This window comes from Vibrio sp. CCB-PB317 (assembly GCF_022808245.1).
Lineage (GTDB): Bacteria > Pseudomonadota > Gammaproteobacteria > Enterobacterales > Vibrionaceae > Vibrio > Vibrio diabolicus.
The window spans coordinates 1,831,450-1,847,611 of the sequence record NZ_JALGNU010000001.1 but is presented as its reverse complement, the minus strand read 5'-3'; the positions used below and the strand labels follow the sequence as shown (position 1 = coordinate 1,847,611).

12 protein-coding genes are annotated in these 16,162 nt (G+C 45.2%); 4 read left to right on the top strand and 8 right to left on the bottom strand.

Annotated elements, in window-relative coordinates; genetic code table 11:
• Positions 1 to 294: 294 nt before the first annotated feature.
• Positions 295 to 5,688: a Calx-beta domain-containing protein gene (locus MTR11_RS08455; protein WP_243327294.1), complete on the top strand. Its 5,394-nt coding sequence runs from the start codon at positions 295 to 297 to the stop codon at positions 5,686 to 5,688.
• Between the two features lie 71 nt (positions 5,689 to 5,759).
• Here MTR11_RS08455 and MTR11_RS08450 read toward each other — a convergent pair whose 3' ends face one another.
• Positions 5,760 to 6,953 (bottom strand): class I SAM-dependent methyltransferase, encoded by a 1,194-nt coding sequence (locus MTR11_RS08450; RefSeq protein ID WP_243327293.1) that lies wholly within the window; start codon positions 6,951 to 6,953, stop codon positions 5,760 to 5,762.
• Positions 6,954 to 7,115: 162 nt separating this feature from the next.
• Entirely contained in the window at positions 7,116 to 8,519 is a 1,404-nt protein-coding gene (locus MTR11_RS08445; RefSeq protein WP_145473985.1) for a methyl-accepting chemotaxis protein, read from the bottom strand.
• 90 nt (positions 8,520 to 8,609) lie between these two features.
• On the opposite strand from MTR11_RS08445, the gene yccX reads away from it, so the two are divergent.
• Positions 8,610 to 8,882: an acylphosphatase gene (gene yccX, locus MTR11_RS08440; RefSeq protein WP_005396574.1), complete on the top strand. Its 273-nt coding sequence runs from the start codon at positions 8,610 to 8,612 to the stop codon at positions 8,880 to 8,882.
• A gap of 3 nt (positions 8,883 to 8,885) precedes the next feature.
• On the opposite strand, the gene MTR11_RS08435 is transcribed toward yccX, so the two are convergent.
• Positions 8,886 to 9,215 carry a TusE/DsrC/DsvC family sulfur relay protein gene (locus MTR11_RS08435; RefSeq protein WP_005377396.1) on the bottom strand — a complete coding sequence of 110 codons (330 nt, stop codon included), beginning with the start codon at positions 9,213 to 9,215 and terminating at the stop codon, positions 8,886 to 8,888.
• 968 nt (positions 9,216 to 10,183) lie between these two features.
• On the opposite strand from MTR11_RS08435, the gene MTR11_RS08430 reads away from it, so the two are divergent.
• Positions 10,184 to 10,558: a chromosome partitioning protein ParB gene (locus MTR11_RS08430; RefSeq protein WP_085343819.1), complete on the top strand. Its 375-nt coding sequence runs from the start codon at positions 10,184 to 10,186 to the stop codon at positions 10,556 to 10,558.
• Positions 10,559 to 10,635: 77 nt separating this feature from the next.
• On the opposite strand, the gene MTR11_RS08425 is transcribed toward MTR11_RS08430, so the two are convergent.
• From MTR11_RS08425 to MTR11_RS08410, 4 genes are all read right to left on the bottom strand, one after another.
• Positions 10,636 to 11,298 carry a Bax inhibitor-1/YccA family protein gene (locus MTR11_RS08425; RefSeq protein ID WP_005396571.1) on the bottom strand — a complete coding sequence of 221 codons (663 nt, stop codon included), beginning with the start codon at positions 11,296 to 11,298 and terminating at the stop codon, positions 10,636 to 10,638.
• 250 nt (positions 11,299 to 11,548) lie between these two features.
• The gene (locus MTR11_RS08420; protein ID WP_005377400.1) at positions 11,549 to 12,298 is read right to left on the bottom strand and encodes an amino acid ABC transporter ATP-binding protein; all 750 of its coding nucleotides are present in this window, start codon (positions 12,296 to 12,298) and stop codon (positions 11,549 to 11,551) included.
• A gap of 23 nt (positions 12,299 to 12,321) precedes the next feature.
• Positions 12,322 to 13,419: an amino acid ABC transporter permease gene (locus tag MTR11_RS08415; protein ID WP_243327292.1), complete on the bottom strand. Its 1,098-nt coding sequence runs from the start codon at positions 13,417 to 13,419 to the stop codon at positions 12,322 to 12,324.
• A gap of 1 nt (position 13,420) precedes the next feature.
• Positions 13,421 to 14,626: an amino acid ABC transporter permease gene (locus tag MTR11_RS08410; RefSeq protein WP_006743259.1), complete on the bottom strand. Its 1,206-nt coding sequence runs from the start codon at positions 14,624 to 14,626 to the stop codon at positions 13,421 to 13,423.
• Between the two features lie 71 nt (positions 14,627 to 14,697).
• Between MTR11_RS08410 and MTR11_RS08405 the strand changes: the two genes are divergently transcribed.
• Entirely contained in the window at positions 14,698 to 14,838 is a 141-nt protein-coding gene (locus MTR11_RS08405; RefSeq protein WP_005396568.1) for a hypothetical protein, read from the top strand.
• Positions 14,839 to 14,844: 6 nt separating this feature from the next.
• On the opposite strand, the gene MTR11_RS08400 is transcribed toward MTR11_RS08405, so the two are convergent.
• A complete protein-coding gene (locus tag MTR11_RS08400) occupies positions 14,845 to 15,873 on the bottom strand; it encodes an amino acid ABC transporter substrate-binding protein (RefSeq protein WP_005396567.1) in 1,029 nt (342 codons plus the stop codon).
• Positions 15,874 to 16,162 lie beyond the last annotated feature (289 nt).

Genomic DNA, 16,162 nt, shown 5'->3' with positions numbered 1-16,162 from the left:
AAACTAGGCTTTTGTTTAAAAATTCCAGAATTTCGCCTTTTTAAACCTTAGCACATATGGCAAATGTTGCTCAGCAACACAGCATGTTTAGGCCAGAGAAAAGCTTGAATTCTTAATATCATAGCGTTTCGCAGCTAGCGTAACTCTGTACTTTATGAATAACTCCGCCCCTTGAGTTATCAAGCATCCCACGAGCTGCGCATACAACGAAAAAATGATGATTTTGACTAAACTATAGACGTAAATGTAGGGGTGACAAACTTTTGACTTGGTTTGAAGTGGGGCGAGGTAGATATGGATCGAGTAACTTTGAGCTCATTGATGGGCAACATCGTGGTTATCGGGCTGGATGGGGAAATTAGGACCCTAGAAGAGGGACAACTACCTCAACCAGGAGAGTTAATAATTGATGAGGTATCAGATACTTCTGAGCTTGTGATCGAGCAGGTGACACCACAAGGAAGTTCGATAAACGTAACTGATGATATCACAGCGTTAATTGAAGCAATTGCTAGTGGGGAAGACCCGACTGAGCTGGGTGAAGAGTTTGATCCTGCTGCAGGTGAAGGAAACGGGTCTAGCCCACAAAATACGGGGGCTATAGATCGCACAGGTGCTGAATTACTCGCCAGTACCAATTTTGAGACAGTGGGAACTGACGGAACAGGATTTTCAAGTACTCAGGTAGAGACGCTACTCGATATTTTCCAAATACAACCACCAGAACCAACAGCAATATCAGTTCCTGCAACAGTAATTGTTCAAGAGATTTCTAGCCCAACTGTCAATGAGGGCGATCTGGTTTCCTTCGACGTCACACTTAACCAACCAACAGAAGACAATATCAATATCACTTTTTCTCTGTTCGATCAGACTGCGACTGGTGGATCTACTAACGAGAGCGGAAGTGACTACGTCAACGAGAGTGTTCTCATAACATTTTCCGATGGCACAACAGAAGAAATCTCAGTCGATGACAACGGTATTTTTACTGTGTCGGTCCCGTTAGGTGAAAATGGTTTTACGGTTTCTCTCGATTCTATAAATGACTCTATATTCGAAGGTCCAGAAACATTTACGCTTTCTGGCAACACAGAAGAACAAAGTACACCTGCAACTGGGATTGCAACCATTGTTGATGATGGTAGTGGGCCTGGTTTAAGTCCTGATGATGATCGTCCAACGGTAACGATGAGCGATGCAGGGACGATTAATGAAGGTGAGTTAGCCAGCTTTAAAGTGTCTTTATCGAATCCATCAGCTACAGATGTTGAGGTCGAACTAAGTCTCAACCTAGGTGATACAGAAGCCGGCGACTTAGGCACCTTGGAATACAACACGGGAAGTGGTTGGGGCACGGTGCCAAACGATGGTGTGGTGACGGTGCCTGCCGGGCAGACTGAGTTTGATGTACGCATTGCTTCTATTGATGACGCCGTTTATGAAGGTCCTGAAGATTTCAGCGTGACGGTAACTGGCATCGGGGCGGTGCAAGGCAGTGATACGGGTACGGCAACGATTGTGGATGACAGCAGTGGCCCAGGTCCCGATCCAGACGATGACCGTCCGAGTGTGGCTATTACGGATGCTGGCACTATTAATGAAGGTGAAACAGCTAACTTCAAAGTTACGTTATCGAATGCGTCTGAAGCGGAAACGCAAGTAGAGTTGGGTTTTAATCTCGGCGACACCGAAGCTGGTGACTTAGGTATCTTAGAATACAACACGGGAAGTGGTTGGGTCGCAGTGCCAAACGATGGCGTGGTGACGGTGCCAGCCGAGCAAACCGAGTTTGATGTGCGCATTGCTTCCATTGATGACGCCGTTTACGAAGGCCCTGAAGACTTCAGTGTGACAGTAACTGGCATTGGGGCGGTGCAAGGTAGCGATACGGGTACGGCAACGATAGTGGATGACGGTAGTGGCCCGGGGCCTGATCCGGATGATGACCGTCCAACGGTTTCTATTAGCGATGCTGGCATTATTAATGAAGGTGATACGGCGAACTTCAAAGTGACGCTGTCGAATGCCTCCGAGTCCACTGTTCAAGTCGAGCTAGGCCTCAACTTGGGTGACACTGAAGCCGGTGACTTAGGTACCTTAGAATACAACACGGGAAGTGGTTGGGTTGCAGTGCCAAATGATGGCGTGGTGACCGTGCCAGCCGGGCAAACCGAATTTGATGTGCGTATCGCTTCCATTGATGATGCGGTGTACGAAGGGCCTGAAGATTTCAGTGTGACAGTGACTGGCATTGGGGCGGTACAAGGCAGCGATACGGGTACAGCAACGATTGTGGATGATGGCAGTGGCCCTGGACCTGATCCTGATGATGACCGTCCAAGTGTGACTATTACCGATGCTGGCATTATTAATGAAGGTGATACGGCGAACTTCAAAGTGACGCTGTCGAATGCCTCCGAGTCCACTGTTCAAGTCGAGCTAGGCCTCAACTTGAGTGATACCGAAGTCGGAGACTTAGGTACCTTAGAATACAACACGGGCTCTGGTTGGGTTGCGGTGTCAAACGATGGTGTGGTGACGGTGCCTGCCGGGCAGACTGAGTTTGATGTGCGTATCGCTTCCATTGATGATGCGGTGTACGAAGGTCCGGAAGATTTCAGTGTTACGGTAACGGGCATTGACGCAGTACAAGGCAGTGATACGGGCACGGCGACGATTGTGGATGACGGCAGTGGCCCGGGCCCCGATCCAGACGATGACCGCCCGAGTGTGACTATTACCGACGCTGGCACCATTAATGAAGGTGATACGGCGAACTTCAAAGTCACATTATCGAACGCGTCTGAAGCGGAAACGCAAGTGGAGTTGGGTCTTAATCTCGGTGATACCGAAGCCGGCGACTTAAGCACCTTGGAATACAACACGGGCTCAGGTTGGGTTGCGGTGCCAAACGATGGCGTGGTGACGGTGCCTGCCGGACAGACCGAATTTGATGTGCGAATTGCTTCTATTGATGACGCCGTTTATGAAGGCCCAGAGGATTTCAGCGTTACGGTAACGGGCATTGGCGCAGTACAAGGCAGTGATACGGGCACGGCAACGATTGTGGATGACGGCACTGGCCCAGGACCCGATCCAGATGATGACCGTCCAAATGTCTACATCGTTGAAGATAGCGTGGGTGTTAACGAAGGTACCGATGCTGTGTATACCGTTAGATTATCGGCGGCGGCCGATATCGATGTGACCGTCAGGTTGAACACCTCAACCGACGGCAGCAACACGGCGGAAGCGGACGATATAGGTAGCTTTGTGGTGACCCTTGCTGATGGTGTGACAGTGGTGAATGCCAACAGTGACGGTACGTATACCATTCCCGCCGGTGAGAACGCGCTGAAAGTCACTGTGCCAACCACAGATGATGGCGTCTACGAAGGGGATGAAACCTTCACTGTGGCGGTACAAGGTGACACGGGCGTCCTAGGCAGTGACAGTGCGCTGGGCATTATTTACGACGGTGGTAACGGCCCTGGTCCCGATCCAGACGATGACCGTCCAAGTGTCTATATTGTCGAAGATAGCGTGGGCGTGAATGAAGGTACTGAGGCTGTGTATACCGTCCGGTTGTCGGAGGCTGCCGATATTGACGTGACGGTAAGGTTGAGCACATCAACAGGAGGAACTAATACGGCAGAGCCTGGCGACATTGGTGCTATTAAGCTGACATTATCTGATGGAGTAACTGTCGTGACCGCCAACAGTGATGGCACGTATACTATCCCAGCAGGTGAAACCGATCTCAAACTGTTTGTCCCAACCACGGACGACGATGTGTATGAAGGAGATGAAACCTTCACGGTTGCAGTGCAAGGTGCAACTGGAGTACTTGGTACTGACACTGCGTTGGGCATTATTTACGACGGCGGTAACGGCCCTGGTCCTGACCCGGATGATGATCGCCCGACCGTATCTATCTCAGATGCGGGTATCGTAGATGAGGGTGATATCGCGACGTTTACCGTGTCATTGAGTAATGCCTCAGAAGCAGCGGTCGAGGTTCAATTAACGCTGAATCTGGATGAAACAGAAGTAGGTGACCTTGGCACTCTAGAGTACAACACCGGTTCAGGTTGGGTAAGTGTACCTGTAAGTGGCATTGTGACGGTGCCGGCAGGTATGACGGAATTTGATCTACGCATCGAATCAATTGATGACGGTGTGTACGAAGGCCCTGAAGATTTCAGCGTTACAGTAACTGGCTTGGGAGCAGTGCAAGGCAGCGATACTGGTCTGGCGACCATCGTGGATAACTCACCACCTACAGCCCGTGATTTCATCATTTCGCTCGATGTTCAAAATGGTATTTTCCCGGTTCAGGATGTTGAGTTTGATGGATTAACGACGTCTGGGGAACAGCGTGTTGAAGATCTCGAAGATGACGCAGTTACTGCAAATGATGATGATATTTTAATTCAGGTCGTTAGCCTTCCTGAACATGGTGAACTGTATTATGTGGATGGAAATGGACAGGAAGTCATTATAGACGAAACCACACAGTTCCCTGAAAACACAGAGGTTAAGTATCGTCTGACTGAAGATTTCTTTGAGGAGCAGAGCTTTGACTCAGCCGACCTTCTTGAAGAACAAGGGAAAGATATCTTGGTTGGTTCTTACACTCCTCCTAACTCGAACTTAACGTTCACTGGAGGTCAGATCACCACCATTGGCAACAGCATCATCTTTGATTCCGACGCTCAGATTTCAGTCGATTTTGCGAATCAACAGGTCGGGTTGGTTGTCGTTTCGCCAAATGAAACGGGTCAGGGTGATGAAATCAGTACTGGTGAATATATTACGTTAGAATTGGATGAGGATTTATCAGCAAACGAAGCGAAACTGAACTTAGCCAGCCTGAATGACCGCTTCAACAGTGGTGGTGCATGGTTAACGGCATACATCTTCCTAAATGGTGCACTTGTTGATGTTCAGCAGTTTTACTCAACGGATATTACTTATACCAGCAACCACGAAGGTTCTATTACCGTTGCGTTAGCAAATGGCAGCTTTGATGAAATTCGACTTACTCCAGAAACCGATAGCGCGAGTGATAAAGCGGGCTTTACCTTGGTAGGGACTGAAATCACCAGTTTTACTGACGTGAACGATGACTTTACCTACCAAGCTATTGACACTGATGGTGCGGTAAGTAACGAAGCTACGGTAGCGGTTGATTTCGAGAACGTCACGGTAGAGGCTGTTACGGCACTTGGTTATCAAACCATGGCCTTAAATTCGGATCTGAATCTGGTTATGGGGACAGATGGCGATGATATTCTGGTTGGTACTGAAGGCAATGACCTGATCATCGGTGGTTTAGGTAATGATATCTTGACTGGCGGTGAAGGTGATGACGTATTCAAATGGACAGAAATGCAATCCGCAACGGATACCGTGACAGATTTCAGTGACGGGGATCAGCTTGATTTTACCGATGTATTTGATGATATGAGTGGTACGGATATCTCCGCCTTGCTTGATGATCTTGGTTCGGGTGACTATCGCGGCAGTGTGGATGACATTTCCGTTGAAGTGACTGAAAGTGGAGGTAACTCGACGTTGACCATCAACAAAGATGGACAACAGCTAGAGGTTAACTTTGATGGTGCCTCTGCAGCCGATATTGCCAATAGTCTGATTTCTAATCTCGAGCAATTACGAGAATAGATGGCCCAAAAAAACGGAGCGTTTTTTCGCTCCGTTTTTTTATTTAATAATACGGTAAACTAACACTGTGATTACAGAACTTTACATGCAAAACCTTTCAGGTAGAAACCTTCCGGGTATGCTGTATCGGTTGGGTGGTCAGCAGCTTGTTCAAAGCGCTCCACAAACTTTACTTGGCGGTTAGCATCTACGGCTGCGTCAGCAATGATTTTCTGGAACAAAACTTGATCCATTAAGCCAGAGCACGAATAGGTCAGTAGCGTACCGCCAGGTTTTAGGATTTGCATTGCTAGCATGTTGATGTCTTTGTAACCACGACATGCGCCGTTTAGTTGGGCTTTACTGTCTGCAAACTTAGGTGGATCCATGATAACCACATCGAACTGAGTTCCTTGGTCACGATACTCGCGAAGCAGTTTAAACACGTCTGCGTTTAGGAACACGGCGCGCTTCTTCGAGATATCAAATTCATTCAGTTCTGCGTTGAACTTCGCAGTGTCTAGAGCAGCTTGTGATACGTCAGCGTTTATCACACGCCTTGCATCACCTTTCAGAGCGTAAAGTCCGAAGCCACCTGTGTAAGAGAAGCAGTTCAGAACTTCCTTGCCTTTCACATATTTCATCGCTTGCTGGCGACTATCACGTTGATCTAGGTAGAAACCTGTTTTATGACCGCCAACGATATCTACACTAATCTTTACGCCATTTTCTTCGATGACTACCGATTTAGGTGGCTCTTCGCCGTGCAGTACCCCCGTGGTTTCTTTCAAACCCTCTTTCTTACGTACCGCGACGTCAGAACGCTCGTAAACGCTACAGTCTGGGAAGCACTCAACTAGAGCATCAACAATGGCCTGTTTATTGTGTTCTGCGCCAGCACTGAGAAGTTGACACACAAAGAAGTTTTGGTAACGGTCAATCGTAACGCCTGGCATACCATCAGACTCTGCCGCGATAAGGCGGTAACCCGTAAGGCCATCACGTTCGATAATGTCTTCACGAAGAAGTTGTGCGTCTTTTAATCGTTTTACGAAAAACGCGGTGTCGATTTCTTCTTTATCAAAACTCCAAATACGAGCACGAATTTGTGAAGCTGGCGAATATGCCGCTTTAGCTAGCCATTTACCGTCGTGAGTGAATACATCAACCGTTTCGCCAAGAGCGGGTTCGCCCTCAACTTTGTTGATGCCTCGAGAGAAGATCCAAGGGTGCTTGCGCTTGACCGATTTCTCACGACCTTTTACCAAATAGATAGCAGCTGTCATTTCATTAGCTCTTGTTGAATTTTGAAAGGGGCGTATTGTCCGGGATGTGAATGGTAAAAGCAATATCCCTCGGCAATCCAGTAAATTGTAGTGACTTTTAAATACAAAAAAGGGTCACTAAAGTAACCCTTTTATTTGAACTGGTCGTAACAGATTACGTTGCTACGCTTTAAGTCCAGTAAGGAGCGACTCCATGGTGTCGCTTTGCTTACGCAGTTGATCCACGTTTTGTGAAGTCGTGCTGATCATATTGCACACGTTATCTGCTTGAACTCGAATCTCTTCAACGCTTGAGGCGATATTGTCCGCGACTACACCTTGTTCTTCAGCCGCTGTTGCAATTTGAATGCTACTGTCGGAGATAGTTTGATTTTTATCTGCCAAAGAGCCGATTTCGTGATTCACTTCCGTCATGAGGTTTTGTCCCTCATTTGCATTGTTGACAGTTACTTCCATCAGTTTAGTAAGTGATTGACTGTTACGCTGTAATGATTCGATCATCGTTTGGATTTCAACCGTCGCTTGCTGAGTGCGTCCCGCAAGAGCGCGAACCTCATCCGCAACGACCGCAAATCCACGACCTTGCTCACCAGCACGTGCTGCTTCAATGGCTGCGTTCAATGCAAGTAGGTTAGTTTGCTCGGAAATCCCATTAATGGTTGTCACGACTTCATCAATTTGTGCGGCATTGGCATCTAACTCCGCTACTGCTTGAGACGCAGATTGAATCTCATTAGAGAGGTTCGAAATCGAGTGAAGCGTATTCTCTACTTTTACTTGTCCAGACTGAGCCACGCTGCGCGCATCATCGGTTTGCGCGCTTGAATCGTGAGCTAATGTCGCGACTTCTCGAATCGTTGATGCCATCTGTTCCGTTGCACTCGCAAGAGAGTTGAGGTGCTCTTGTTGCGTCGCAGAAATATCTGAACTGTGATGAATTGATTGATTCAGGTCTGAGCTAATTTGTTGCATTAACGCCACAGACTCTTGAATCGACAGCACCATTTGTTGCTCTCGTTCTGCAACTTTGTCTATCGTAATAGCAATTTCACTAAACTCGTCGCGAACTGGGAAGAAGTTCATTCTCGCGGTTAGGTCACCATCCGCTAGGGTGTTTAATGCTTTATTCATCGTGAACATTGCGCCGCCGATAAACGTCATAATGTAGTAAACGCCAAGCGCGAGAATAAACAAGCTCACACAGATGATGCTCACTTGAGTCGTTGATAGGGCAGTCCATAAAGAAAGTTCATGGTTTGCAACCAAGCTGTACGCACCATTTAGAACAGACACGGATTGCGGACCAGAACCAAGAGAAACGGTTTCTGAACTAGCTATGAGGTTTGCTACTTGCGATTGAGAAAGGTTGCCTGCCTCTATCAGACCTTTCATAAGCATGAGCTCTTCTTGGTACATACTTGAGATCAACGTATTAGCCGCGCTATTAAGGACGAGAGTGAGAATGACTAAAGCAAGAAGAGGGAGAACGAAGAGCAAATAGAACTTTTCTTGAATCTTTAAGTGAATGAGATACTTATCAATCCAGCGGAATGGAATTTCTTTCATAATTATAATAACCGTGCAAAAACCCACTATCCTTAGTGGGGTGAATAGACGAAAAGAATATATCACTCAGTAAAAAGAAGCGGTACAAAGATGAACGTAAAGTGTGAGAGATTTATAGTAAAAGGTCACGTTCAAGGCGTCGGCTTTCGTTACCATACTTCCCATCAAGGATTGAAACTGGGTTTGACGGGTTACGCGAAGAACCTAAACGATGGTGATGTTGAAGTTATGGCGTGTGGAACAGATGCACAAATAGCTGCGTTTTCCGAGTGGTTGAAAGAAGGCCCGCGAACGGCAACAGTAGAGAGTGTGATACAGGAGTCTGCGTCATATAAGCCGTTGCGCGGTTTTAAGATTTTGTAAATTCTACAAGCATTTAGCTGGCTTTGGTAGGCCGGCTAATTTAGTCGCTTGTTTGGCTGGCCCCTTTTTAAACAGCTTGAATAGATACTTACTGTTACCTTTTTCTGGGCCGTGCGCTTTTTCCATTGCTTTGACAAGCATACGCACAGCAGGGGAAGTATTAAACTCTTCATAAAAATCTCGCACAAAGTGCACAACTTCCAAATGAGCATCCGTAAGCTCGATGTCTTCTTCTTTTGCTAAAAGCTCAATCATACCTTCTTCCCATTGAGTATGATCCAGTAAGTAGCCTTGAGCATCAGTTTCAATTTCTTTGCCGTTGTAAACGAACATAACGTTTTATCCGTTAAGTGAACATGGATGTTTATAGATTAGCGACAGGTGAGGATGTTCTCAACAAAAGAATCTCGAAGTAGTGCCGAGCGAAGCAAAAGCGTACAAAATGGTGAGTGCTTTTTGACTGAGCCAGGTGCTTTGATATAAATGCTCTTTTAATCAAATAAATAGGAAACTATTCAGTTTGTTAGAAATTTTTCGGGGTGAGTACTCGGGATTTTGCATAGATATACACAAACGTCTCAATTTATGATTGGTTTGTCAGTTAAATTGGCCGTTTTAGATAGGTCAATCACAACGAGCGTAAACAAGGTTAAAATCAAGAGAATAAATTTTAAAGAATCGTTATGTTTTTGAGGGTTTAATAATGACTGGGAGCTATTAAACTGGATATGGAATGGTCGGATTTTTTAGTTTCAATTGGATGGGCGTTGTTGCAAGCCTGCTTTACGATATTCTCTTTTCTCTGTTTGATGGGAGCTGTACAACATAAACCTTTAAAAAAGAAATATGCTTGGCTGCGTTACTTTTGCGGACCACTCCTTTTTGTGAGTTGGGGAGCCATGCTACTGACGCCAGCAATATCAGCATATAGGCTATTTAGTGTCGCTGAGGAATCACTCGTCTGGTTACCTGCGCTCAAGATGTTCAGTTACTGGTGGGTTGCGTTTGGAGTATTTTGCATTTTGTTATCAGTTGATGAGCGACTACGAGCTTAAGATCAGTTTTCCTTAAATAAAACAACTAAATACAAAATTGCCAGTTGGGCTTACTAACTGGATATAAATGGCAGAGCAATACGGCTTTATCGAAGAATTTGTTTGAATTAGGTGTCTAACAAGTGCAATTTTATATGCGAGTGAATAGCTTACGACGTTGTGTTTGCTCTTATAGACCGATATTCTCTTGGTTGATAAGCAACCTACATTCTGGTTGTAAACAATAATGATGACAAGGAGTTAGTCATGTCGAAACAACGTTACATTGAAATAAATGACAACGTAAAATCCATTTGGTCTATTGAGCGTATTTGGAAGCTCGCAGAATCCCTACCTGTAGAAGAAATTGCTATTGATGATATCAAAGGCCCTAATGAAGTGACCTGGTTTAGTGATGATGGACCACAGCCAACCTGTCGTGAGATCGCGAAGCATTGCCAACGCATCAACAATGCCGATTTGTCGTATCCCGTAATTTTAACCAATGATTACCGCGTTTTTGATGGTATGCACCGAATTGCTAAGCAGATCATGTTGGGTGAAGATACGATTAAAGTGAGACGTTTTAGAGAAAACCCTGAGGCTGATGAAGTTATCGAGTTAGCAGTCGAACAGGCGTAATGCACTTAACCACTGACAAAGAAAAAGCCCGAAGGAAAATACCTTCGGGCTTTTTAAATTCATCTTGTGTTGAACGATTAATCGTCGTTCATAATACCTAGAATGCTTAGTAGGCTGATGAAGATGTTGTAAATTGATACATACAAAGTCACTGTCGCAGAGATGTAGTTTGTTTCACCGCCACGAATAATGCTTTGTGTTGTCATCAGGATCGCCATCGTAGAGAAAATGATAAACAAGCTGCTCAACGCCAAGTGTAAAATGGTTGATTGAATAAAGAAGCTTGCAATCATACCCACAACAAGCACAACAAACAGCGATAACATCAAGCCGCCCATCATAGATAGGTCACGTTTTGTTGTTAGTGCATAAGCTGATGCCGCCATGAAAGATAGCGCCGTGCCACCTAGAGCGGTTAATACGATATCGCCCATCCCAGCACCGATGTACATGTTTAAGATTGGACCAATCGTGTAGCCTAAGAAACCAGTGAATAAGAACGTAAACACAAGGCCAAGGCTGTTGTTACGGTTTTTCTCTGTTAAGAATAACAGGCCGTAGAAACCAACCAACATTAGGATGATTCCTGGATGTGGCAGGTTAAATGCCATTGCTACGCCAGCAACGACTGCCGACCATAAAAGCGTCATTGAAAGTAGTGCGTAAGTATTACGCAACACTTTGTTTGTTTGTAGAGCACTTTCTTGTGTTGAAGTGCGGGTAAACATTGGACTGTTCATAATCTTCCTCGATAAGAGACTTTCTTTTAAATACATTTATGGGATTGAAAGTTCAAAAAATCAAGCCCTAACCATGCGTAACTTAGATAAAATAATAATAGAAATAAGATGTTATGTATTTGACAACTTGTAACACAATATTACTGCAGAGCAAAGTCATAGCAATTGTCACACAGAATTTTGAATTTAGTAACAAAAAGCACTGACTTCATTGAAATCAGTGCTTTTATTATGCCAGTTGCAAAAGATCTTAGTGATGTAAGATTTGCGCTAGGAAATTTTGAGTTCGATCTGATTGAGGGTTTTCAAAGAAATCAACAGGGTTGTTCTCTTCGATGATCTCTCCTGCGTCCATAAATATCACGCGATCGGCAACCTCTTTCGCAAACCCCATTTCATGTGTCACACAGAGCATGGTCATGCCTTCCTCGGCGAGTTCGACCATTACATCCAACACTTCGCGAACCATCTCCGGATCAAGCGCTGATGTTGGTTCATCAAAAAGCATGACTTTAGGGTTCATACACAAAGAGCGAGCAATCGCCACGCGTTGTTGCTGACCACCAGACAACTGGCCAGGATATTTCTCTGCTTGGTCCGGAATTTTAACGCGTTCCAGATATTTCATCGCGACCGCTTCTGCCTCATCTTTAGGCATCTTCTTCACCCAAATAGGCGCGAGCGTACAGTTTTCCAGTACAGTTAAATGAGGGAAGAGATTAAAGTGCTGAAAGCACATGCCCACTTCACGGCGCACAGCTTCAATATTTTTCAAATCTTCAGTTAATTCTGTACCGGAAACATAAATACTGCCAGCTTGGTGCTCTTCGAGGCGGTTAATACAGCGAATCATCGTTGATTTTCCTGACCCTGATGGGCCACAGATTACGATTTTTTCCCCGCGCTTAACATCGAGGTTAATATTTTTTAGTACGTGAAACTCACCATACCATTTATTCATGTCCTTCAATTGGATCATATAGTCTTGTTGTTGCGTCATAATACGTCCTTGAGCTTGATGAGTTATCGTTTGTGACCGGTATGAAGTTTGTTTTCAAGCCATATCGAATAACGCGACATGCCAAAACAAAATACCCAAAACACTAACGCGACAAATACATAACTTTCAGTAGCAAAGCCTAGCCAGTCAGGGTCGGTGTTTGCTGCTTGTCCTATACCTAGTACGTCAAACATACCAATGATAAGAACCAAACTGGTGTCTTTAAACAATCCGATAAACGTGTTCACGATAGAAGGGATCGTAATCTTCAGCGCTTGCGGCAAGATAATAAGCCCTGTTTTTTTCCAGTAACTTAACCCAAGTGCGTCGGCAGCCTCATATTGGCCTTTTGGAATCGCTTGTAAGCCACCCCGTACCACTTCTGCCATATAAGCCGAGGCAAACATCACTACACCAATAAGAGCGCGAATAAGTTTGTCTGTCTCTGATCCTTCGGACATAAACAAAGGCAGCATAACGGACGCCATGAACAGAACGGTAATCAGTGGCACACCACGCCAAACTTCAATATAGACGGTACAAATACTGCGAATGATGGGCATCTCTGAACGTCTACCGAGCGCGAGTACCACACCAATCGGCAATGAAACGACAATACCGACTAGCGCAATGATGAGCGTAACGAGTAATCCGCCCCATTTGTGTGTATCGACCACTTCTAGCCCAAATATCCCACCATATAACAGCCCAGCGATAATGAATGGGTAGATGTTTACGAAGAAAAGCCAAATCCAAATCCGTTTCGGTGTCTTTTCATACGCTAGCAACACAGTAAATATAGCCAATGTGATATAGAAAAGGCGAGGGCGCCACAGTTCAGACTCAGGATAGAAACCGTACATGAACTGCTCCCAGCGCACGCTGATAAATACCCAGCAAGCACCTTCTCGGTTGCAGTCGTCGCGCGTCGAACCAATCCAGTCTGCGTTGATAAACGCCCAATCAACGATATGCCAAACTGCACTAAAGACAAGATAAGCAAGAATTACGGTAACAATGGAATTGACAGGTCCATTAAATAGGTTTTTCCGCATCCAACCAACAAAGCCGACGGTATTGGCTGGTGGCGGGAGATCCGGTTGAAATTGATGAGTACTCATATTATCTCTCCACCAGCGCGACTTTACGGTTATACAAGTTCATTAATGCAGACGTAATCAAACTTAAGGTTAAGTACACGCCCATCGTCATCGCAATGATCTCAATCGCTTGCCCAGTTTGGTTCAGGGTAGTACCAGCAAAGACAGAGACAAGATCTGGATAACCAATCGCCATCGCTAACGATGAGTTTTTGGTGAGGTTGAGATATTGACTGGTTAAAGGTGGAATAATAATTCGTAACGCTTGCGGAATGACAACAAGCTTTAAAGTTTTCGCGCGTGGTAAGCCCAGCGACATCGCCGCTTCCGTTTGACCATGGCTAACCGCATTAATACCAGAACGTACAATTTCGGCAATGAAGGAGGCGGTATAAACGCTCAATGCCAAAAGTAGTGCGGCAAGTTCAGGAATAATGCTAATACCACCTTGGAAGTTAAACCCTTTCAGTTCAGGATAATTTAGTGAAATTGGCATACCAGCAAGGAAGTAGACAATCAGCGGAAGGCCAACGACTAAGCCTAAAGCTATTCTTCCCATTGGCGTTTGTTGCCCAGTTAGGCGTTGCTTGTTATTCGCCCATACATTAATCAGCAAGCTGGCGATTACCCCGAAGATTAATGCAGCAATAACAAAGCCACTGCCTGGCTCCATTTCTGGTGCTGGAAAATATAAACCACGAACATTCAAGAAGATGGCTTCGCCAAGGCTCAAGCTTTGACGAGGTGAGGGTAATGCTTGAAGAACAGCGAAATACCAGAAAAATATTTGTAGAAGAAGTGGGATATTTCGGAACGTTTCGATATAAACAGCAGCCAAGCGACTCACTAACCAGTTAGAAGAAAGGCGAGCGACCCCCATGGTAAAACCAATCACGGTAGCCAAAATAATACCTAATACGGAGACCAGCGCCGTATTTAGAAGGCCAATAATAAACGTTCTGCCGTAAGAGTACGTTTCATCGTATTCAATTAGCGTCAGCCCGATACCAAACCCGGCTTCTTGATTTAAAAAACCGAAACCCGTAGCGATCCCACGAGCATCTAAGTTGTTCAGTGCGTTATTTATAATCGTGTAAAAGAAAAATACCAGTGCAGCTATGGCAATGATCTGGAAAATAGCAGAACGAAAGGCGGGATTATAAATCAAGCTCTTGCTTCCGCTCGGTTTGGACATCGTACTTGGCGATGCATCTTTTGTCGGTTTCATACAGCGATAACCTCAAACCTTAGTTATAGATATCTGCCTGTATAAATAGTCACGTCCTTGCTGGTCGAAGCATGTTTTCACCAGAGCTAAACGGCGATATTCGAGTTGAAATAGCCTATCTAAGCGAATACTTCTTGCCATTCAATGAGCGGTCCTTACTCATACAGATGGATAAAATCAAGAAAAAGGGCGGCATGAACCGCCCTGATTAACTCGTTCTATCGGATTGGTGGCGCGTACATAAAGCCGCCTGCATTCCATAGCGCATTAACGCCACGAGAAATTTCTAACGGCGAACCAGTACCGACTGTGCGTTCGAAGCTTTCACCATAGTTACCGACTTGCTTGATAACTTGGTAGCCCCAATCATCACGAATACCCAAACCTTTGCCTTTCGGACCGTCAACACCAAGAATACGTTTGATGTTTGGATCTTTCGATTTCAGCATTTCATCCGCATTTTTCGAACTAATACCATACTCTTCGGCGTTAATCATTGCTGATAATGTCCACTTCGCAATGTTGAACCATTGGTCATCACCTTGACGAACGACGGGACCTAGTGGTTCTTTGGAAATGATTTCCGGAAGAACGGCTGCAGAAGAGGGATCTTTCAGGTTCAGACGCAATGCATAAAGACCAGATTGGTCAGTAGTTAACACATCACAACGTCCTGCATCGAAACCTTTTGACGTTTGGGCTGCCGTATCGAATACGACCGGCTTGTATGACATACCGCTGTTACGGAAGTAGTCAGCAAGGTTCAGCTCAGTTGTTGTACCGGACTGTACGCAAACTGATGCACCATCAAGCTCTTTTGCGCTTGAGATGCCAAGATCTTTCTTCACCATGAAGCCTTGGCCATCGTAGTAGTTTACCCCTACGAAGTTGAGGCCAAGTGCAGTATCACGATGCAGTGTCCAGGTGGTGTTACGAGAAAGCACATCAATCTCACCTGATTGAAGCGCAGTGAAACGTTCTTTCGCGGTTAGGGGTACATATTTAACTTTCGTTTTATCCCCAAGAACGGCTGCAGCCAGTGCTTGGCAATATTCTACGTCGATACCTTCCCATTCACCTTTTGAGTTAGGGTTAGAGAAACCAGGTAGACCGGTACTTACGCCACAAGTAAGAAAACCTTGTTTTGTGACTTTGTCCAGAGTAGTGTCTGCTGCTTGAGCTGATGTTGCCATCATCGCAGTAGAGGCCGCTACGACGGAAGCAAGAACTGTGAGTTTATTTGCCATTTGTATCCTTCCTGTATGATCCATGTTTAATCAGGAGTGACCTGAAATAACGTGTCCAATTCGTTAGAGTTATCGTCCTACGTGATTGATTTTCGAAGAAACGGTATTCGATAGATCAACCAGTTATAAGCGTAGGAAAGGATCTGTTAATTCTCAAATATATAATTTAAATGAAGTTTTGAGAGAACTTACAAAGCGCCTTGAGATTTAGAATGACGAAATGTTAATTGTTTGTAAATAGTGCAAATCATGGACAATTTGGTGCATCAGAACAATCAATAGAAGAGTG